Source organism: Psychrobacter sp. 1U2, assembly GCF_051847575.1.
This window is the reverse complement of record NZ_JBPYDC010000004.1, coordinates 15,008-36,198: the sequence shown is the minus strand read 5'-3', so window position 1 is coordinate 36,198 and position 21,191 is coordinate 15,008. Positions and strand designations below refer to the sequence as shown.

17 protein-coding genes and 2 tRNA genes are annotated in these 21,191 nt (G+C 46.3%); 12 read left to right on the top strand and 7 right to left on the bottom strand.

All coding sequences use genetic code 11. From position 1 onward, the window contains the following. Nucleotides 1–2: 2 nt before the first annotated feature. The 7 genes from ACS8FD_RS03040 to ACS8FD_RS03010 all read right to left on the bottom strand — a co-directional run bounded on the left by ACS8FD_RS03040 (nt 3) and on the right by ACS8FD_RS03010 (nt 10,056). Nucleotides 3–1,109, bottom strand: coding sequence for an ABC transporter ATP-binding protein (locus ACS8FD_RS03040; protein WP_439274494.1), 1,107 nt, complete (start codon nt 1,107–1,109; stop codon nt 3–5). Nucleotides 1,110–1,590: 481 nt separating this feature from the next. Further along, nucleotides 1,591–3,255, bottom strand: coding sequence for an ABC transporter permease (locus ACS8FD_RS03035; RefSeq protein ID WP_439274405.1), 1,665 nt, complete (start codon nt 3,253–3,255; stop codon nt 1,591–1,593). Between the two features lie 58 nt (nt 3,256–3,313). Then, nucleotides 3,314–4,417 (bottom strand): extracellular solute-binding protein, encoded by a 1,104-nt coding sequence (locus ACS8FD_RS03030; RefSeq protein WP_439274404.1) that lies wholly within the window; start codon nt 4,415–4,417, stop codon nt 3,314–3,316. Between the two features lie 177 nt (nt 4,418–4,594). Beyond that, on the bottom strand, nt 4,595–5,335 hold the full coding sequence (locus tag ACS8FD_RS03025; RefSeq protein ID WP_439274403.1) for a 16S rRNA (uracil(1498)-N(3))-methyltransferase: 741 nt from the start codon (nt 5,333–5,335) through the stop codon (nt 4,595–4,597). Next, complete coding sequence (locus ACS8FD_RS03020; RefSeq protein WP_439274402.1) at nt 5,328–6,779, bottom strand: 3-deoxy-D-manno-octulosonic acid transferase; 1,452 nt, start codon at nt 6,777–6,779, stop codon at nt 5,328–5,330. The genes ACS8FD_RS03025 and ACS8FD_RS03020 overlap by 8 nt, the downstream gene beginning before the upstream one ends. Nucleotides 6,780–6,855: 76 nt before the next feature. Further along, on the bottom strand, nt 6,856–8,373 hold the full coding sequence (locus tag ACS8FD_RS03015; RefSeq protein ID WP_439274401.1) for a tetratricopeptide repeat protein: 1,518 nt from the start codon (nt 8,371–8,373) through the stop codon (nt 6,856–6,858). A gap of 36 nt (nt 8,374–8,409) precedes the next feature. Beyond that, complete coding sequence (locus ACS8FD_RS03010; protein ID WP_439274400.1) at nt 8,410–10,056, bottom strand: cardiolipin synthase; 1,647 nt, start codon at nt 10,054–10,056, stop codon at nt 8,410–8,412. A gap of 464 nt (nt 10,057–10,520) precedes the next feature. Here ACS8FD_RS03010 and ACS8FD_RS03005 point away from each other — a divergent pair. The 12 genes from ACS8FD_RS03005 to ACS8FD_RS02950 all read left to right on the top strand — a co-directional run bounded on the left by ACS8FD_RS03005 (nt 10,521) and on the right by ACS8FD_RS02950 (nt 20,823). Further along, nucleotides 10,521–10,596: transfer RNA gene (locus ACS8FD_RS03005), tRNA-Val, on the top strand. A gap of 36 nt (nt 10,597–10,632) precedes the next feature. Further along, nucleotides 10,633–10,709: transfer RNA gene (locus ACS8FD_RS03000), tRNA-Asp, on the top strand. A 474-nt stretch (nt 10,710–11,183) separates the two neighbouring features. Continuing rightward, nucleotides 11,184–12,092: an urease accessory protein UreD gene (locus ACS8FD_RS02995; RefSeq protein ID WP_439274399.1), complete on the top strand. Its 909-nt coding sequence runs from the start codon at nt 11,184–11,186 to the stop codon at nt 12,090–12,092. 53 nt (nt 12,093–12,145) lie between these two features. Beyond that, complete coding sequence (gene ureA / locus ACS8FD_RS02990) at nt 12,146–12,448, top strand: urease subunit gamma (RefSeq protein ID WP_439274398.1); 303 nt, start codon at nt 12,146–12,148, stop codon at nt 12,446–12,448. 10 nt (nt 12,449–12,458) lie between these two features. Next, the gene (locus ACS8FD_RS02985; RefSeq protein WP_439274397.1) at nt 12,459–12,842 is read left to right on the top strand and encodes an urease subunit beta; all 384 of its coding nucleotides are present in this window, start codon (nt 12,459–12,461) and stop codon (nt 12,840–12,842) included. Continuing rightward, complete coding sequence (ureC, locus tag ACS8FD_RS02980) at nt 12,839–14,542, top strand: urease subunit alpha (RefSeq protein ID WP_439274396.1); 1,704 nt, start codon at nt 12,839–12,841, stop codon at nt 14,540–14,542. Before ACS8FD_RS02985 ends, ureC begins: the two co-directional genes overlap by 4 nt. A 12-nt stretch (nt 14,543–14,554) precedes the next feature. Further along, entirely contained in the window at nt 14,555–15,121 is a 567-nt protein-coding gene (ureE, locus tag ACS8FD_RS02975) for an urease accessory protein UreE (protein WP_439274395.1), read from the top strand. Beyond that, entirely contained in the window at nt 15,096–15,818 is a 723-nt protein-coding gene (locus tag ACS8FD_RS02970; protein ID WP_439274394.1) for an urease accessory protein UreF, read from the top strand. The genes ureE and ACS8FD_RS02970 overlap by 26 nt, the downstream gene beginning before the upstream one ends. Nucleotides 15,819–15,879: 61 nt before the next feature. Next, complete coding sequence (gene ureG, locus ACS8FD_RS02965) at nt 15,880–16,518, top strand: urease accessory protein UreG (protein ID WP_439274393.1); 639 nt, start codon at nt 15,880–15,882, stop codon at nt 16,516–16,518. Nucleotides 16,519–16,610: 92 nt separating this feature from the next. Next, nucleotides 16,611–17,222 carry a HupE/UreJ family protein gene (locus ACS8FD_RS02960; protein WP_439274392.1) on the top strand — a complete coding sequence of 204 codons (612 nt, stop codon included), beginning with the start codon at nt 16,611–16,613 and terminating at the stop codon, nt 17,220–17,222. A gap of 165 nt (nt 17,223–17,387) precedes the next feature. Beyond that, nucleotides 17,388–18,650, top strand: coding sequence for a RidA family protein (locus ACS8FD_RS02955; protein WP_439274391.1), 1,263 nt, complete (start codon nt 17,388–17,390; stop codon nt 18,648–18,650). A 436-nt stretch (nt 18,651–19,086) separates the two neighbouring features. After that, a complete protein-coding gene (locus tag ACS8FD_RS02950) occupies nt 19,087–20,823 on the top strand; it encodes a BCCT family transporter (RefSeq protein WP_439274390.1) in 1,737 nt (578 codons plus the stop codon). Nucleotides 20,824–21,191: the final 368 nt, after the last annotated feature.

Here is a 21,191-nt window from a genome sequence, read left to right as displayed (position 1 = left end):
GCTTAATGTGATCTATCGTATTCTGACCACGTGGTTGCATTGACGTCTTTTTCATCAAATACCACCACATGCTCAAGTAACGGCAAGATACCGATATGGCTGCCAACCGCATGGTTATGATGGCTCGCCACTAACGATAATACGGTTTGACCATTCTCTAATTGTAAGCGATACAGGTAGTTAGCACCGCGAAAGACGCGCCCGACTACTAATGCGGTCTGCTGGCTATCATCATCATGAATGATATCATCGGGCCGCACGAGGACTTTGATAGGTGTGCCATTAGGATAGTCATACTCGCAATATTGCGGCTGACCTAATTCATCATACACTTCCATGCGCCGATAGATATCGCCAAGCGCCGTCTCGACATGACCTTCTTTGATAATGCCGTCTATCATCGCCCCTTCACCAACGAACTCAGCGACAAAAGGACTAACGGGTTCATGATAGAGCTCGCTTGGCGTTGCCCATTGTACGAGTTTGCCTTGATGCATAACCCCGACTTTATCCGCTAGCGCAAAAGCCTCGTTTTGATCATGAGTGACTAAGATAGCGGTGGTATTCGTGCGTTTTAGAATATCACGCACGCTCATCGCTAGTGATTCACGCAGCACCACATCAAGGTTAGAAAAAGGCTCATCGAGGAGTAATAATTTAGGCTTAGGAGCAAGCGCGCGTGCTAAGGCCACGCGCTGCTGCTGACCGCCCGATAGCTCAGCGGGGCGCTTATCAGCGTGTTCGCTCAATCCCACTAGCGCTAACATCTCCGCCACGCGCACTTTTTTATCAGCGCCAGACCATTTATTAAGACCAAAAGCGATATTTTTGGCTACGCTTAAATGACCAAACAAAGCGTAGTCTTGAAACACCATGCCCATACCACGTTTGGCAGGAGCCACTGCAAAAGAGTGGCGTTTATCTTGTTCGGTTAGGCGCTGATGGTTTAGCTCAATTTTACCTCGACGGGTGGGCTCAAGACCCGCAATAGCTCGCAGCGCTGTAGTTTTACCGCAGCCGCTATAACCCAAGAAACAACCAATTTCACCTTGTTGCAGGCTTAGCGATAGGCCATTGACGATAGTCAGATTATCATAACCAACAATCAAGTCTTCTACCTTTAAGAAAGGCTCAGTGTTGCTCCCTAAAGCGCGCGGGTCAGGGTAGCCGTCGCCTTGCTCATTACTTATATCGCTACCCACATCCGCTTGTCCAAACGCTTGCGCATTTTGCATAGATTGGCCTTTTTGGGATAACACTGATAAAGGAATCACGGATGATTTTTTGCTCGCTTCTAGTCTGGCTTTGGCTTTTATAAGCTTTGGATCTCGACCCTTTGTAAGTGGTTGACAACTTTTAGAAGAGGGCTGTTTTGCATAGTTCTCCTCGTTATCTAAAGCATCATTAGTCAAGTTGGTATACATAGAAGGTACTCGTAAGCTATAAATGAATAAGACTAGCGACTATAAATATTAGGGGTAATCGCTGCTATTTAAAGGTGCCGAATTTAAAAGGGTTAAACTCAAAGCTGACAAATTTAAAAGTGCTAATGCTAACATTTTAATAATTAACTATTGCCATTTATGCCGATTAGTTATGCTTTTCACTTTGACGTAGTAATATCCATACTGGTATTAACCCCACTAACACAATCAGCAAACTCGGTAGCGCCGCTCTCGCCCACATGCCCTCGCTGGTCATCTCAAACACTCGTACTGCTAGCGTATCCCAGCCTTGGCGACGCGTCATTAAGGTAATCGGCATCTCTTTCATCACTTCCACAAAACCCATTAGCAAGGCCGTCAGCACCCCAGGACTGAGCACAGGTAGCACAACTTGTCGCCAGCGCTGTAACGGGCTAGAGCTTAACAATTCAGCGGCGGCCTCTTGATTGACGGTCAAGCGCTGTAATTGCCGATCGACAGGCTGAAAGCTCACTGTCATAAAGCGTGTTGAAAGCGCCAGTAACATCACAATCACGCTACCGGATAATACTTGCTTGGAGGTAATACCAAAAGCGATCAGCTGATTGTCTAGCCAAGCAATAGGAATAAACACCCCAACTGCCAGCACTGTGCCCGGTACCACATAACCTAAATTAGCTAAAGTGGTCATCAGTTTCGTACTTTTATCGGCATACTGACGCTTAATCCAAGCGATAATAATAGCGAGAAAAGCAATCAGCACAGTCGTCATGCTGGCGATAAGCAGACTGTTGGTGACAAAATCAATGTAGCGTGCATCAAAGTCTTGCCGGTAGTTCATCGCCGTCCAATACAGTAGCTGCAAAAACGGCACTAAAAATGCCATTAAAAACAAAAGGCTACAGAGCAGCGTCATGCCCCACTTGGTCGCGGCGCTACTAGTCAAGCGCTTATTGCTACTTTGCGTACCCTCTTTGCCGCGTCGCGCCTGCCAATACTGCTCAAATATCACGACAATAAATACTACGCCAATGAGTAAAGCGGCTAATTGCGCGGCAGTAGTCAAACTAAAAAAGCCAAACCAAGCCTTATAGATAGCGGTGGTAAAGGTATCGACATTGAATACGGACACCGCGCCAAAATCTGCTAAAGTCTCCATACTCGCCAGCAACAAGCCGCCAATAATCCAAGGCAGCGCTTGCGGTAGTGCTAAACGAAAAAACACCCGGCCACGGCTTAGCCCAAGCATCTGTCCCGCTTCGATAGCGCGGTGACCTTGCGACAAAAACGCTTGGCGCGCTAAAAGGTAAACATAAGGATAAAAAGCAAGCGATAGAATGAAGCCTGCGCCCCAAACGTTGCGCACCGAAGGAACAGCAGTGGCCACGCCCAGCTCTCGCAAACTGGTTTGCAATGGCCCACTAAAATCAACAATACCTACGGTCACAAAAGCGAAGACATAGGCAGGTATCGCGAGCGGCAGCATCAAAGCCCACGAAAAAAACCGCTGGCCTGGGAAGCGGTACATACTGGTGACCCAAGCAAGCGAGGTGCCTAGGCTACCGGAGATGACAGTCACCATCGCTAATAAGATAGCCGTGTTTTTTAGTACTTGCGGCAGCACGTACTCGCCCATATGCGACCAAATATCAGCCATCGGCTGTGTCCATGATAATAGGACGATCAAAATCGGTATCAGCATAAACAACGAAATCAGTCCTAAGACTGATTTTGATAAAACACGCTTAAGAAGGGTACGATCCTTAACGACGACAAGGTCTGGAGATCCTATATCGTCTTGATGTTCGGACGCTTTTGGTATCGTTATCATAACATTACTACCATCTTGTACCCTTTATAGCGACTCTAATGATCAAAGTGATCAAGCCTTACTTATAGCCAGCTTTATCCATCATCTGAATCGCTTGAGTTTGCAGCGAGCCAAATTTTTGTACATTGATATCATCTTGTTTGAAGCTGCCCCAAGATCTTAGCATCTCTGATTCATCAACGCCTTCTTTGACCGGATACTCTTTATCGGAGCTGGCATAGATGCCTTGCGCTTCATCGGATGACAACCATTCCATCAATTTAAGCGCGCCATCTGGATTGTCTGATGCCGCTACTACGCCAGCGCCAGAGATATTGACGTGCGTGCCGGTAGTATCTTGGTTAGCCCAGAATATCTCTACTGGAAAATCAGGGTTCTCGTCTAAAATACGCCCATAATAGTAGCTATTGGCGATACCTACTTCACATTGACCAGCAGCAATAGCTTCTAGCATACTCGTATCATCACTGAACACATCAGTAGCCAAATTATCTACCCAGCCGCGAATGACCTCTTCAGTTTTCTCAGGGCCTAAATGCTCAATCATACTGGCAACCAATGATTGGTTATAGACCTTTTTTGAGGTGCGCAGACAAAGCTTACCTTTCCATTTTGGATCGGCTAGATCAGCATAAGTCGATAGCTCCTCGGCATCAACCTTGCTAGGATCATAAAAGATAGTGCGAGCGCGTAGCGACAGACCCGTCCAGTTACCCGCTGGATCACGGTACTTCGCCGGAACATTAGATTCTAGCACGGTAGAAGCCACAGGCTGCAATAAGCCTTGTTCCCCTGCTTGCCATAAGTTACCGGCATCAACGGTCAAGAGCATGTCGGCTGGCGTGTTATCACCTTCTGCTTGCAGACGCGCCATCAGTGGGCCCGTTTTATCAGTCACCAACTCAATCTCAACCCCAGTCTCTTCGGTATAACGATCTAATAATGGCTTAATCAGCTGCTCATTACGCGATGAATAAATCGTCACCGTTTGATCGCCACTGGCCGTCGCCGCCTCAGTCTCAGTCGTTGGCGTCTCACCTTCAGCCGTTTGGGTTTGATTACAACCGACCAAACCTAACATCATACTAAAGATAGCAACAGATAACGTGGTTTTTATGGGCTGACTTACCGCGACTGAATCATTGAGCGCTTGTAACGACATGGCTTTCTCCAAAGCTGGATTATAAATAAAAGAACATCAATAAAAGGATATAAAAACGAGATAAACGGCTTAAAACTAGAAACCACATACTAATAGAAATGAGATTAATTATCAATAACTTTATTCGACTCGCTCTGTCAGGTATATCCTATCAAAGGCTCGGTTTTACAGCATTTATTAGCGATGTAAAAGCCACTGTCCGACAATGACATTGACCGCCGCTTCAGTACGCAATATTCTTGGGCCGATAGTGACCGCTTGGCAGCCTTGCGTAGATAGCAGCTCTATCTCATAGTCGATCCAACCACCCTCGCTACCGATAAAAACCACCTTAGGCAAGCCGCTATCCATAGAAGATCGCTGTAAGTATGCTGACAGCGATAATGCGCCATAAGGATGAGCCACAATCGCCTGTCCCTTTGCGGCGGTAAGCAAACCTGGCAGCTTATCTTCCACAAAAGGTTTGAAGCGTTTCTCTAAAGTAATAGACGGTGCGATAGTATCGACACTTTGCTGCAATCCTGCTAGCACAAATTCATCAAGGCGATTGAGCATGGGGCTTTGCCAGTAGCTTTTTTGGCTGCGATAGCTGTTTATTAAGATGATGTTTGCCACCCCAAGAGCGGTCATATCCATAATCAAACGGCGCAGCACCTTTGGGCGTGGCAGCGCTAAAATAACGGTTAGATCTAACTTAGCAGGCGGAGCAAGGGTGAGCTTTACCTCGCGCAGATGAATGACTGTCGGCGTTATATTATCGATAATAGCGCTACCAAGCTTGCCGCCTAATTGCCCAATCTTTAGGCCATCGCCCACTTTCAGCCCTAATACTTTATCAGCATGAGCGATTTGTAGAGGCGATTCAATGCGGGCAAAAGCACCTAAAAACTGAGTTTCTGGCAATAAAATACTATTCATAAACTGCCTTATCAAGGCTCTGCTCAACGACCTGCTCAATCATTGCTAGCTGCTGCTCTAGCACTGATTGCTGCTTGGCGGTCATCTGCGCTCCTGCTTGTCCGGCCGACTTGGCAGAAGGCAGATGATTTAACCAAAACGTTAGCTGCTGATAAATAAGCTCATTATCAGTAAGCGTTTTAGAAGCTGAAGTAGATTTACTTTCAGCTTCTAAAAAGGGAAAATTGTCACTATTAGAGTGGAAAAAATCATTATTCGGCTGATATAGCGCGCCTACCTCTGCCAGCTTATCCACTACGCTTTGACAAGACTGCGTATATCTACCCATCAGTACAGGCGTTGCTACGCTCGCCGGCTCCACCGGATTGTGTCCGCCAATATCGACCAAAGAGCCGCCCACTAAGGCGACATCGGCTTGCTGATACCAGTGCATCAGCTCGCCCATCGTATCAGCAAGATAAACTTGCGTTTGTGCGCTAACAGGCTCATCTAAGCTACGCCTAGCTAACGTTAAACTGCCAGCTTTGATCAGATCAGCGACCTCATCGAAGCGCTCAGGATGCCGCGGCACTATGACCAATAGAGTATCGGCTAATTTGGTATCCGCTAATAAGCGCTGCTGCATAGATAAGGTAGCCTCCTCCTCGCCTTCATGGGTGCTAGCTGCTACCCATAACGGTCGATTTAACGCTTTAAGTGCTACAAGGTCGGTTGCGGCGGGCTCAGCTTGCTTAGCAGAGGTAGGCGTATTAATCACCCATTTTAGCGAACCGGCTACTCGAATTTGTGCGCTTGACGCGCCAAGCTGACGAAAGCGCTTTGCCGATTGATCATCTTGCGCAATGATTAAGCTTAAGTTTTGCATCATGCTAGCGCTGACAGCGCCGATCTTTTGATAGCTGTTAAAGGACGATAAAGATAAGCGTCCATTGACCAAAATACTCGGGATACGCCTTTCGGATAATTTGCTCAAAATAGTGGCCCACAGCTCGGTTTCTACAAATAAAGCGGCGATAGGCTGCACGTGCACCAAAAAACGCTCAATGACGACCGGACTATCGACGGGGACATAACTGTGACTCAAACGTCCTTGCGCGATGTCATCAGCGAAGCGTGTCGCGCCGCGGGCAAAGCCAGTTTGCGTAGTATTCGTCAGCCAAATAGTGTAGCCCTTTGCCATTAACGCGTCTAATAAAGGGGCAGCAGTATTGGTCTCCCCTAAAGATACCGCATGACACCAAATCACTTTTGGTGCTTGTTTAGCCGTCATCATCTGTGACGGCTGCGGCGGCGCAGGATACGCCTTGCCGAAACGCTGAGCGACCTCTTCTTGATAATTATCACGCTTGTGCGAACGGCGCCAAACTTGCATGCGATATAAGGGCTTAAGAGTGGCAATAGCCACTCGATAGTACCAAGGCGGCGCTACAAAAGAAGAGGACATGAGAGGGTCAGCTTGGGTCAATGAATAGTATAAAAAGCAGCAATATTACCGCAAATGATTAGAATAACGCTATCATTCAAACAAAAATAATCAATACTAAGGCGACTAACACCACCATGCCAATGAGTAGCTGATAGCGTTTTAAGCTATGCTGCTCTTGGGCTTTAGTTGTCATCAGAAGCTGTGCTTGCTGCCATTGTTTATCGATAATCATCGCTTCAGGATGGCCATTAGCGGCTGCTTGCTCGAGCCAATATTTGCCCATAGCCATATCCTGTGTAAGCCCAAACCCTTGATAGTACAGCTTACTTAACAAGCGCTGGGCGCGGCTATCATGGGCATCAGCTGCTTGCTTGACTAAGTGTATACCTTTGTCTTTGCTAGCTTTATCTCTATGGGCCGGACTCTCAGTGTTTATGCTCGGCTCAGTCATGCCTTCGCCTAATAGCTCATACATCGCCAGTCGCAACATAGCGCCAGTATGGCCTGCGTTGGCTGACTTTTGCAGTAAACCTAATGCTTGCCGGCGAGCAGCCTGATGAGTATCAAAAAACTTGACCTGCGCGCGTGGTTTACCCTGCTTAGCGATATGACGCTCGAACTGATCGAGTATATGACAAGCTTGCTCATATTCTTTGATACCGGCATTTTGTGCAACCTCAATCTCATTAAGCTCGTTTAATAGACGAGTAAACAGCTCAGGCGTCGGTTGGGCGTTTTTATTAGCAACTTTGTGATTTTCGGGTTGGCTATTAAGGCTTTTATGAGCAGGGTTATCAGCTTCACTACGCGCGGCAATTACGGAATCATCATCATTCTCAGCTGGCTTTGACTGCGCTATGGTTGACGGCAAGACAGTATCGACAGGCGGCTTAGTGTTTATCTTCGCTGAGTGATCTTTCCCCAAGTTTTGCTGATATTCTGGCTTGTTTTCTGTGTTCGCCTGCGACTTTTGAATGGTTGCTGTGGTATTAGCCGTCTGAGAGGTTCGAGAAGGCGTCTGAGGCAAACGCTCTTTAACCGCCTGATACAGGCCATTAGCAATTTGACCACCTTGAGCGGCGACAAACTGCCGATCAATATGGCCAAACAGACGTAAACCGATTGGCTCTAAAGCAAAAAATAGCGCCGCTGCATGAGAGCTTACCTCATTTAAATTGTCGTTTACTTGAGCACTGTCTTCTTGATAAGCCACTGCCATGTCTCGATAAAAATCATCGACAGTCAAGCTCAGCTCAGGATAGCGGCGACGCAGCTCAGACTGACTGTACCAATGCGGTAGGCTTTGCCACTCACGGGCCAAAATGCGTCCGGCATAAAACGCGAGAAACCACAATAAATGCCGAAAGCGATCGTCAGCCAATAAGCGCTGCTCTGCTACTGCGTTTTTCGCATGGTCTCGGCGTATTTGCGATAATAGCGTATCCACACGCTGCAAGCTCGCTAGCGTCTCATCTAGCTTACAAGCCTGCAGCTCAGCTTCATAAGCGATACCGCCAGCGATAGGGCGCTCTCCTAAAAAGTCTTGCCAGTATCCTTCAGCGATATAATCAAGTGAAGTCTTGGCTACAAAAGAATCAGAGCTGGCAGACATAACGAAATGTATCCTGTGGGTGAATAAACGCCTTAATTATAACAAGGGACTAAACAAGCGTATCACATTATCAAATAGGCTTTTAGAACGCGGGCGCTGCTGCCAATACGACAACTCTAAAAATTGACAATTCTCTAAATAAGCATTTTGACATTTTAAAACTTGCGCCACCATCTCTGGGGTATAAATTGCCAAAGTCACTTCCATATTCAGATAAAAGCTACGCATATCAATATTCACCGTGCCAAACAGACAATAATCATCGTCAATGACCACCGTTTTGGTATGGAGCAAACCGCCTTCAAAGCGTGCAATCTTCACGCCCGCCTCTAACAGCTCTTGGTAATAAGCCTGCGATGCATGCTGCACCAAAAACGAATCCACCTTTTTAGGTACAATTAGCGTCACATCAACGCCGCGCCTTGCAGCTGTGGTTAGCGCGCCAGATAAGGCTTCGTCTGGCACAAAATAAGGGGTAGTAATTTGAATACGAGTATTAGCCCGGTGAATAACCGTTACTAAAGTATTATAAATGACATGCCCTGTCAGCTGCGGCGCTGATGGAATCAGCTGAGCTATGACATTATCTACTGCAGGCATAGGCGCAATATCTATCAAGCTCGTCCCTGCTAACGGCTGCACGGCACTTTCTTGTGCTCCGACATTATCGTCAAGCACTTGCACCCGGCTATTCAGATCATTGATAGTAGGATGCATCACATAGAGCTTACGCGTGTAATTATTTACCCGTTTATCAAGCTCATAGAGATTATCTTGACTCTCAGCGCCGATATCGGTGACCACCACTTTAGTCATAGCAGTAGCGACACTAATCGGTTGCACGCTAGTACTACGAATCATCACATCGATCCACTGTCCGACATTTTTATCTTGTTTAAAAAAATTGGGATCTACTAAATTAAAGCTACCGGTATAGCCTATATACTCATCGATGACAATAATCTTACGATGATTACGCAAGTCTGAGCGCTTAAATAAGGTCTTAAACAGCCCTACTGGCAGCGACTGATGGACAAAGACACCCGCTTTTTCTAATGCTTCATGGTGCTTGCGATTAACAAAGGCTAGACTACCGACGCTGTCAGCTAATAGGTGACACTCTACCCCGCGCTTTGCCGCACTGATCAAAGCTTGCAACACCTCGAGCACTTGGCCTTTAGGATAGATAATATAAAATTCCATATAGATAGTGTGAGCGGCGTTATGGATATCGGCAATAAGCTGATCAAAAATAGCGCTTGGACTTGTCAGCAGCTGCATTTGATGACCGGCAAACACGCCAAACCCAGTTTTTCGCGTTCCGATCAAGCTAACACCGCGATAATGATCGGACAATAGATCTTGGCCTTGATCAAAAACCAAACGCTCACGAGCCGCCATGTCGTTGGTCAATAGCTGCGCTTGATCGACTCGTTGCCGATAGCGCCGCCCAATCATCGGCTCCCCTAATAAAAGATAAGCGATAAACCCTACCAAAGGCAGCGTATAGAGCATCGCAATCCAAGCAATTGAAACACCGATATTGCGCTGTACTGTGACGATGCGCAAGGTCATGACCACCATCAAAGTAATATGCAATACTAAGCCTAGACCGGCCAAATCGATCCAAGACCAAGGCGCAAGCGTTTGTTGTGTCGCTAAAGGATCTATGATGGGCTCCAATATTTGAGGATCTTTAAGTTTGTAACATGTATTAGCGCTATAAAAGACTTATGCCGTTAGTCTATACGCGTTAAAAACAGACCGCTATAGTAAGCCTCTGCACCGTGATTTATCAAATACAATTTATTTATAATTCACTATTTTCGTTAGCTTTTGGGAGCACTGGTTATTTATTTGTCGAATTTATGAAATAGTATTTGACAGCCCTTACTAAATCTATATAATACACACCCACAGCAAGGGGCTTTATTGGCTCTGAGTTGTTAGAAGTTAATTAAGAGGTGACAGTCTTGATTAGCTAGATCTAAGAAATTCGTTAGCATTTATTTAGATGCAGAATTTCTAGAATTTTCCCTTTAAGGAAAATTCAGTAACATCTAGTGTAGGCAGAGTTTTATAGAATTTACGACAATGTAAATTCTCTTGCGCTCGGACGAAGCAGTGCTTCGTTATATCCTCGCTCAGGGTGATTAGCTCAGTTGGTAGAGCGTCTGCCTTACACGCAGAATGTCGGCGGTTCGAATCCGTCATCACCCACCACTTATTAGCTTGTGTTAAAAAAGCTAGACGACCTAAGCAGCGGTAGTTCAGTTGGTTAGAATACCGGCCTGTCACGCCGGGGGTCGCGGGTTCGAGTCCCGTCCGCTGCGCCATATTTAAAACGAATTTAGACCTTTGGGTTTAAGCAAGTTTCGCCTCAAACATTAGCTTGTTTGGGGTTTTTTTGTGTCTGTATTTCTCCTTAAAGCCTTTATCTATAATCGCTAGATACTTTCTCTGTATTTATTTTTGCTAAATAGTCTACTCTTTAACAATGCATGAATAATAGGTTTTTGCGCATGACCTCTATCTTTTAAAAATCGGTGACCACCTACTCGGTGACCAAACGGTGACCCTTTCTGAGCAAGCACTTCAACGCTAGAAGGATTATTATTTTGCCAAATTAAGTATGTTAAGCGTGCAAAAAATGAGTACTAGCTCGAAATTAGTTTAATTTTAAAATATAAATCAAACCTATAGATATCAATAAAACCTTCTGCTATAGTCGATAAATAGTCGCTACTTTTAACGAAGAAGCCGCCAATTAGACATAGGATGTGTCTAATATTAAGAAGGTTAACCTTAGCGTGGAAGCTTTATCCCCTATATCCGCAAATAAAAAATCGACCTTTGATTCTGGGCATCATTTTGATGCCAGCCGTCACTGGGCGGCTTCCTTGACACTGGGCTTCGATACTAGAGCCGATGGTGATACCTCTATCACCCGCATGCACAAAGCTCATCATTACGGGCCTCTACGCGTACAAAGACCGTTTTATCCCGAAGGCCGTGACGGCTGCTGTCATGTTTACTTGTTGCATCCTCCTGGCGGCATTGCCAGTGGTGATTCACTCAATATCGATGTCACTATCGCTGCCAACGCACACACCTTATTGACGACTCCTGCTGCCAACAAACTCTACAAAGCAGATAGCAACGGCGTCGCTTGGCATCAGCATACTCATCTAAAAATCGCCGCCGGTGCCACGCTAGAGTGGCTACCGCAAGAGACCTTGGCTTTTGATGCCTCAATTGGCGAGCAAACTATCATTCTTGACTTAGAAGACAACGCCAAATGTCTAGGCTGGGAGATTCTTGGCTTAGGACGTCCTGCCAGCGACTTGCCTTTTGCAAATGGTCACCTCAAGCAGCGCTTCGAACTCACTCGTAGCGGTCGTCCCTTATGGATCGAGCGTCAAAGTATCGAGCCTACGCACGCGCGGTTTGACGGTATGTGGGGGCAAGGCGGTGCGACAGTACATGCGACATTGTGGGCTGTGGGATTAGAAGAGCCCTTAGATGCCATTACCGCTCTACGCGAGCAGATACCAGCTGGCAGGCATTGGGCGGTGACCTATCGCCGCGGCGTGTTATTGCTACGCTATTTAGGCAAGGAGCGTAACCAAGTTTGGGAGTTGTTCCAGCAAGCGCGAGAAGTGCTTCGTCCTAGGCTTACTGGCATAAATGCCACTACCCCGCGTATTTGGTTAACTTAAATGCCTTAATTTTAAAGGCCATAATCTTACATACAATAATAAAGGAGTCGACAATGGAGTTAACGCCAAGAGATAAAGATAAGTTGTTATTGTTTACCGCCGGTCTGCTCGCTGAGCGTCGCCGTGCTAAAGGCATTAAACTCAATTATCCTGAGTCCATCGCCTTGATTAGCTGTGAGATTATGGAAGGCGCGCGCGAGGGCCGCACAGTAGCTGACTTGATGGGCGCTGGCCGAGAGATTTTGACGCGGGATGAGGTGATGGATGGCGTGGCTGAGATGGTCGAGAGCATACAGATCGAAGCTACTTTCCCTGACGGCACCAAGCTTGTGACCGTTCACAACCCTATTGTATAAGGAGAGCGCTATGATTCCTGGTGAGTATAAGCTAAAAAACGAGGATCTTGAGCTGTGCGTGGACCGTACAAGCTTCACTATAAACGTGTCTAATACCGGTGATAGACCCGTACAAGTCGGCTCTCACTATCATTTCGCTGAGACTAACAAAGCACTAAAATTTGATCGCAAAAAAGCTTATGGTCATCGCCTAGCGATTGCGGCAGGAACAGCGATACGATTTGAGCCGGGACAAAATCGTGATGTGCCCTTACTTCCTTTTTCAGGACTGCGTCGTATTTATGGCTTTCACGGAGAGGTTATGGGTCCGCTAGACTCAGACGACACTCAACACAACAAACAAGAGGGCAAGCAAAAACAGAACCAAACATCAGACTCGGGGGCATCATCATGAAAATTTCTCGCCAAGCTTATGCAGATATGTACGGCCCAACGACTGGTGATCGCGTGCGCTTAGGCGATACTGAGCTGTGGATCGAAATAGAAAAAGATCACACCCACTATGGCGAAGAGGTGATGTTTGGCGGCGGCAAAGTCATCCGTGACGGCATGGGTCAAAGCCAGCGCTATGATGAAGCGGTCATGGATACCGTCATCACCAATGCTATCATCATTGATTGGTGGGGTATCGTCAAAGCTGATGTCGGACTCAAAGATGGACGCATTGCCGCTATTGGAAAAGCAGGCAATCCAGATACGCAGCCCGATGTCGATATCGTCATTGGTCCAGGTACCGAGATTATCGCCGGTGAAGGTCAGATTCTAACCGCAGGTGGTATCGATACGCATGTCCATTATATCTGCCCGCAGCAAGTCGATGAAGCACTCATGAGTGGTCTGACCACGATGATTGGCGGCGGTACGGGGCCTGCGACCGGATCGATTGCAACCACGCAAACGCCGGGTCCTTGGCACATGGGTAAGATGATGCAAGCGGTTGATGACCTTCCTATCAATATTGGCTTTTTGGGTAAAGGCAGCTCAAGCAATCCTGAGGCACTAGAGCAACAAGTCAAAGCAGGCGCTATGAGTCTAAAGATTCATGAGGATTGGGGCGCAACTCCTGCTTCTATCAGTAACGCCCTAGACGTCGCTGATCGTTATGATATCCAGGTCGCTCTCCATGCCGACAGCTTAAACGAATCGGGGTTTGTAGAAGATACCATTAGCGCCTTCAAAGGCCGCTGCATTCATACGTATCACTCTGAAGGAGCAGGCGGCGGTCATGCGCCTGATATCCTCGTTGCCTGTAGCCTCCCAAATGTCCTGCCCTCTTCTACTAACCCTACTAGACCATATACTATCAACACCGTTGACGAGCATCTCGATATGCTCATGGAGTGTCATAACTTAGATGCCAGTATCCCAGAAGATGTCGCCTTTGCTGATTCGCGTATCCGCCGAGAAACCATCGCTGCCGAAGACATCTTACAAGATTTAGGGGTCATTTCTATGATGTCGTCTGACTCACAGGCGATGGGCCGTATCGGTGAAGTGGTGTGCCGCACGTGGCAAACGGCGCACAAAATGCGCTTACAACGTGGGTTATTACCAGAGGATCAAGAACGCGGTACTGATAATTTTCGCGTGAAGCGCTATATCGCCAAATACACGATCAATCCTGCTATCACCCATGGCGTTAGTCATGAAATCGGCTCGGTTGAAGTGGGTAAGTTTGCTGACTTGGTGTTGTGGAAGCCTAAGTTTTTTGGCGTCAAACCTTCTATCATCCTAAAGGGCGGCATGATCGCAGGCGCCGCTATGGGTGATCCCAACGCCGCTATCTCCACACCGCAGCCTGTACATTATCGCCGGATGTTTGGGGCGCTTGGCCGCGCTGCTGCCGCGACTCGCATCACCTTTGTCAGTCAAGTAGCAATGGATACGGGACTCGAAGAAAAACTGGGCTTAAAAAGCCGCTTGGTCGCTTGCAAAAACGTCCGTCAGATGCGCAAAAGCGATATGAAGCTCAACGATGCATGCCCAGAATTGACGGTGGATCCGCAGACGTATGAGGTGCATGCAGATGGCGAACTACTCACTTGTGAGCCATCATCCGAGCTGCCACTCGCCCAGCTTTATCATTTGTTTTAAACAGAGGCTAATATGCTTGAATTAGTAACGAGAGTCGATAGTGATCAAATAGACAAGAGTAAACAATACGATACTTTGACACTGCCTTATGAGCTACGCATTCGCGGTCGTCTCAAAGCGACCACGGATCAAGGGCAAGACGTTGGCCTATTTCTTGATCGTGGTCCTGTAATGCGCCATGGGGATTTGCTAGGTACCAGTAGCGGCGAGATTATTCAAGTGCGCGCGGCTGACGAACCTGTCACGACCGCTTATATTGAGAACGGTCTACCGCTTGGGCGGCTGTGTTATCACTTAGGTAATCGTCATGTATCGCTCGCTATTGGTAGTGATAGTGATGGTCGTCATTGGGTGCGCTTTGCGCCCGATTATGTCCTAGAAGAGTTAGCCGAACTGCTAGGTGCAACGTTGATTCATCATGAGGCGCCATTTGATCCTGAGTCTGGCGCTTATGCGCAAGCGGGTCGTGAGCACGCGCACAGTCACAGTCACGATCACAGTCATAGTCACTCTCACAACGACGGCCATACTCATGATGAAGGAAGTATTCATAATGATGGACACAAGCACGCACATTAAAGAGTCTACCAGTACAATCAGTGATCTGGGATTACTTGGCTTGATGCAACTGATTAGCCCTGCGCTGCCTATCGGCGCATTTGCCTGGTCACAAGGGCTTGAGAGTGCTTTTGAGCTGGGCTGGGTCACTAATGAGCAAGAGCTTGGTGAATGGCTGACGGGCGTACTTGGCGATGGTCTGACGCGCTGCGAGCTGCCTGTATTATCTCGCTTGCAAGCTTGCTGGGCTGCAAACGATAGTGACGGCTTAGCTTATTGGAATGACTGGATACATGCTAATCGAGAGACCGCTGAGATCAGCGATGAAGACACCCTTTTGGGTATGGCGCTCATGCGTCTGTTAGTCAGCTTAGAGCTGCAACCGAAGACGCAGTGGGGTCATGCCAAGCTGCCGGATAATCCGGGTTATGTCACGATGTTTGCTTGGACCGCTCATCAGCGTCAAATTCCTGTACGTCAAAGCCTACTTGGCTTTGCTTGGGCTTGGCTTGAGAACCAACTGGCGGCTGCTTGTAAGGCATTGCCTTTAGGCCATACCGCAGCACAGCGCTTAAACGAACAGCTACGCCCACAACTGGTGGCGGCTGTCGATACTGCGTTGGTATTAACTGATGAAGAGCTAGGTCCGATACTTCCAGGCTTAGCGCTGGGTAGTGCGCATCACGAAACCCAGTATTCAAGGTTATTTAGAAGTTAGTTTTTAACATAGTAATGATTTAATTTTACAACTTTTTGGTTTTTATATAAGGACAAGTACCATGAAACATTGTTTACGAGTAGGCGTCGGTGGCCCAGTGGGCTCTGGTAAAACAGCGCTGCTACGCCAGCTATGTAGCGCCCTAAAAGACCATTATGATATCGCCGTAGTCACCAACGACATCTATACGCGTGAAGATGCCGACTTCTTATTAAAGCACGATGCCCTGCCTGCCGACCGTATTCTTGGCGTCGAAACAGGCGGCTGTCCGCACACTGCTATTCGCGAAGACGCTTCTATGAACCTAGCCGCGATTGATGACTTACAAAGCCGCCACCCTAATCTAGAGCTGGTGTTAGTAGAGTCAGGCGGCGATAATTTAGCGGCGACTTTTAGTCCAGAGCTTTCTGATTTGACCCTTTACGTCATCGATGTCGCTGCTGGTGATAAGATTCCGCGTAAAGGCGGCCCTGGTATTACCAAATCAGATCTGCTCATTATCAACAAAATTGATATCGCTGAATACGTCCATGCCTCGCTCGATGTCATGGAGCGCGACTCCAAAAAAATGCGCGGCGAACGGCCGTTTATATTCACTAACCTCTATGACGGGATTGGCGTAGAAGAGATCATCAGCTTTATCTTAAAACAAGGTATGCTACCTGAACGCCGTCCTGGAAAAGTAGCAGACAATGCTTAATCCATTAAGATTAAGAACGATAAAAAAATATCTATTAAAAAACCACTATCCACACAGTCTAGAGTAATCAAAAAAATAACAGGGAGAGGATGATGAATAAAATGACTGGTTTACCGACGAGTAAGATCACAAGTAAGATACTGATGACCCTAGGTCTCATGCTCACTGCGACTCTAGCCTTTTCTCATCCTGGGCATGGCGAGCAGGTGAGTAATGGCTTTCTTAGTGGCTTACTCCATCCGCTGATGGGTCTTGACCATTTATTGGCAATGGGCGCTATTGGTTTTTGGAGTATTCGCCAAAATACTACTATGAAGCGCGGAACGCCTTTATTCGTTATCGCTGGCATGATCGTGGGTGCAGGATTGGCTTGGGCAGGCGTAAGTTTGGCCGGTGTAGAGACGGGAATCGCCATGTCAGTACTACTAGTCGGCGTGCTCATTGCGACGCTGGCTAAACTACCAACGGCTGTAGGCGGTAGCTTAGTGGCGCTGTTTATGATCGCTCATGGCTATGCTCACGGTACTGAAATGGCGCAGGGCTCCAGTATGCTGCTGTATATGTCAGGGTTTGTCATTGCTACATTAATCATTACTTTTGTGGGTCGCGGTCTAGGTCAGGCGATGCTCAAAGCTGATAACCGTATTACTCGTGCCTTAGGCGGCGTGGTTGCTATCATTGGTGGTGTATTAGCTGCTGGCTAATCTCTATTAATAAAACACCAATCATTACTACCCTCAAAAGCCGCACGGGAGTCCTGCGGCTTTTTGAATTTGTAGATATTTATTCGATTTAAAGGGTTTTGCAAGCGATAAACCATAACGTTTAGAACTTATACGCAACACATATCCATAAAGGAGTATATCGATATGAATAACGACATAAAAAAAGTATCAAAAAATACGGATAGTGCCCCAAAAAATGTCGCATCTAGCCAAACGGTGGCATTTTCTCATTACAACTATATCTCAGCGCAGCTCCCTCTCAATACTACGACCAATGATTTGGTCGCCAATAATATACGCGTGCAAGCCACTCAGTGTCTAAAAAATATCAAATCTATCGTTGAAAGTATCGAGCACGATATGAATGATGTGCTCAAAATTAAAATATATCTAAAAGAAACTGCCAATATCGAAAATGACATCAAAGCCATCGATACGATCTATGCCGCATTTTTTCAAGGATATCTGCCCACAAGGACCATTGTGGCAGTATCGGCACTGCCTAGAGATGCTTTGTTACAAATGGATGCGATGATCTCAAATGAAGAAGGTGTACACCCACAAGCCACTGATGAGATGGTAAAGGTCAAAAACGACACTGAAAAAGCACCTAAGCGCTCTGTGTCCCCTCAAACTATTGCTTTTTCTCATTACAATAATATCTCGGCCCAATTGCCAGTCGATAATGACACCGGAGAGATCATAACAGGAGGGGTAAAAGAACAAACCAGACAGTGCTTAGAAAATATCAAGGCTATTTTAGAAGATATTGAAGTCCCCTTACACGAAGTGGTTAAGATAAACATCGCTATAAAAAACCTCTCCGATATGGCCGATGTCGATGAGGTATACAGTAGCTATTTTCCAGATTCGGCAAGTGGCGGCTACGTTCCTGCGCGCACGATTATGGTAGCTTCATCCCTGCCTATGGGCGCTTTGCTACAAATTGATGCTGTGGTATCACACGAGGATGGCACCTCATCGACAGCGACTGAAAAAGACTATGATACTGTGATCAAAGCGAATAATACTGACCATGCCCCAAAGAGCTCATTATCAACGCAAACGGTCGCTTTTTCAGATTATAATCATCTCTCAGGTCAGCTTCCTATCGACCCTAAAACAGATAAAATAATCGACGGCGATATAAGCGCGCAGACCAAGCAATGCTTAGAGAATATCAAAGCTATCGTAGAGAGTGTCGATCATGTCATGGATGATGTCGTAAAAGTAACTATTCAACTTAAAAATATCGAGGATATCGACGCGGTAAACGAGGTTTACACCTCTTTTTTCCATGACGACTTGCCTGCTAGAACCGTCGTTGGCGTATCGGCAATTCCTATGGATGCATTAATTCAGATTGAGGCTATCGTCTCTAACGCTGAGGGTACACCGTTAGAATAACAACGCCATTGCTAGCGATGATCTAAAACGCTTAATGACTGCCAACACTTCTAGATTGAAAAAGTTAGCGTACGTTTCTTCATAACATCTATACCACTTTTGCCTCAAGTATTAGCGTACTTGGGGTTTTTTCTCTTTAAACTTTTCTTTTTTACTGCTTACCGATCTCGATTATAAATGGAGTGTTTGGCTCAAAGCATTGAATATAGACAACACAAATTATACTGATACCTAACTATCACTATCCTAAAATCTGCACCTTTAATATAGGGCTCAAGCGTGAATGAGCCTTATTTAACCTCGGTCAATACTACCAAATAGACTTTTGGTAAGTCAGCAGTGCTAAGCAAAGGTACTGATGTAACCGCCATTGGCTAGTCTTTTTATATGAATATCAAAACATGTGATAAGTATAATCACATGCCAAGGAAACGCTATGGCTTTTCGCCCCCCGTTAAAACAGCTACATATCAAGACTCAAGATACAGGATTTTTTGAGGGCCTCAACCGCTTTGTGGTGTTGACTGCTCTATTATTAGTGACCTTAGTAGTGGCTTGGATATTAAGTGATATCGAGCGCTCTGGTATTACGCTCAGCGCCATAAAAAACTGGTCTTATGCCAATCTCAATGGTTATTACACTTACGCCATCGCCTTTTATATTATCGTTTGTTTAACCGTCATACTTTGGCCCTCATTTGGGCGAACTAAACTTGGCAATGACCCCAATGGCAAGCCTGAATTTTCAAACTTTTCATGGTTTTCAATGATTTTTGGTGCCGGTATTGGTATTGGGGTATTGACTTATAGTGCTGCCGAGCCGCTTTGGCATCTGGCCAGTAACCCCGAGACTATCATGTCAAAAGAGCTGATTATGACTGCGCTAAACAGCAATGGCATCAAGCTACCTGAAGGTGCGGACGTCTTTGCTGTTTATCAAGATCAAGTTGCCGCTAATACGATAGCGCCGATTGAGGGTGTGGTTATGCCTAGAAGCGAAGAGGCATTAGCAGCAGCTTATCGCTATTCTTTTTTGCATTGGGGCGTTGCTGCTTGGGCAACATATAGCTTAGTCGGTATCTGTTTGGCGTTTTTTAGTTATGCCCGTGGCCTGCCGCTGACGATGCGCTCTGCGCTGACGCCATTATTTGGTAAACGTTTAGAGGGTAAGCTTGGCGATATCATCGATATCTCGGCGGTGATTGCCACTATCTTTGGTATCTCACAGACCATTGGGGTGGGGCTGAGTACCTTTGCGTCAGGCCTATACAGCATTACCGGAGCGGAGTGGCTAGTGACTAGCACGGTGAGTCCTGAACCGACCACTGGTGCGCTGCTACTGTCTTTATTTATAGTTATGTGTTTATCGACTGCCTCTGCTCTATCGGGAGTGGGACGCGGGGTAAAATGGCTCAGTAATATTAATATGGTATTGTCTATCCTACTACTGGCTTTCTTTTTGATCTTCGGCGCGACGATGTTTGCTTTAGAGATGCTCGGTAAAGGTATTTTCAACTATATCGTCAACCTACCGGCGATGATGTTTACCGTTTGGGACCCAAATACCGAGCTTGGCGGTTGGCAGACTAGCTGGTCTATTTTTTATTGGGCGTGGTGGATCGCGTTTGCGCCATTTGTCGGTATGTTCTTAGCCCGTATCTCTAAAAATCGTACCATTCGCGAGTTTGGCTTGATAGGTATCGTTGCCCCTAGCCTGACGCTATTTATTTGGTTTTCTTTAATCGGTGGTACGGGTATCGATTTGGAGCTAAGCGGTATCGCAGGAGGTCAGATATTCGACTCAGGCGTAACTGCCCAGCTATTTGAAATCATTGGCTTTATGTTACAGCCAGCTGTGGCTATCGGCGTCTCCGCTATGGTGGTGGTACTACTGCTCACTTATTTAGTCACCTCAGCCGATTCGGCAATACTAGTCGTCAATATCATCAATGCCGCAGGCGAGATCAAAGTTAAAAACAGAGCCAAGCATATTCTTATTTGGATTGTTGCTTTGACCGCCGTGATTGCCGCGCTGCTTCTCGCAGGTGGACTAGACGCCATTACTTCTGCCATGATTATCGCGGCTGTACCCTTCTCGTTTATCATTATCTTAATGGCGATCAGCTTATTAAAAGCGCTTATTGTCGATCTTATACAAGCGCGTAAGTCCTAGAGTCTTATATTTAACAACATCGATTTTCAGAGTTTATAACCTCAAGTAGGAATCTGCTTGGGGTTTTTACTTTTATTTAATAACATCTTTTAAGCCACCCTTCTACTCCCTCTTAGCTTAATATTTCGTCTCCCCTTAATCACATCATTACAGCTGACTATTTTTTATCATTATCTGTAAAAGATAACTAAACGCCCTTACTCTTTGTAAATCATCTATTTTATTTACAAAAAAATAAAGCTGACCATTTGGTCAGTTATTCTTTATAAATCATAAACTTAGTAATCGATCTCTTTTTCAATTATCTATATGGCTGATTTCATTCATTAATTTAGTATTGCCAGCACCTTTAGAACGTGATTAACTGT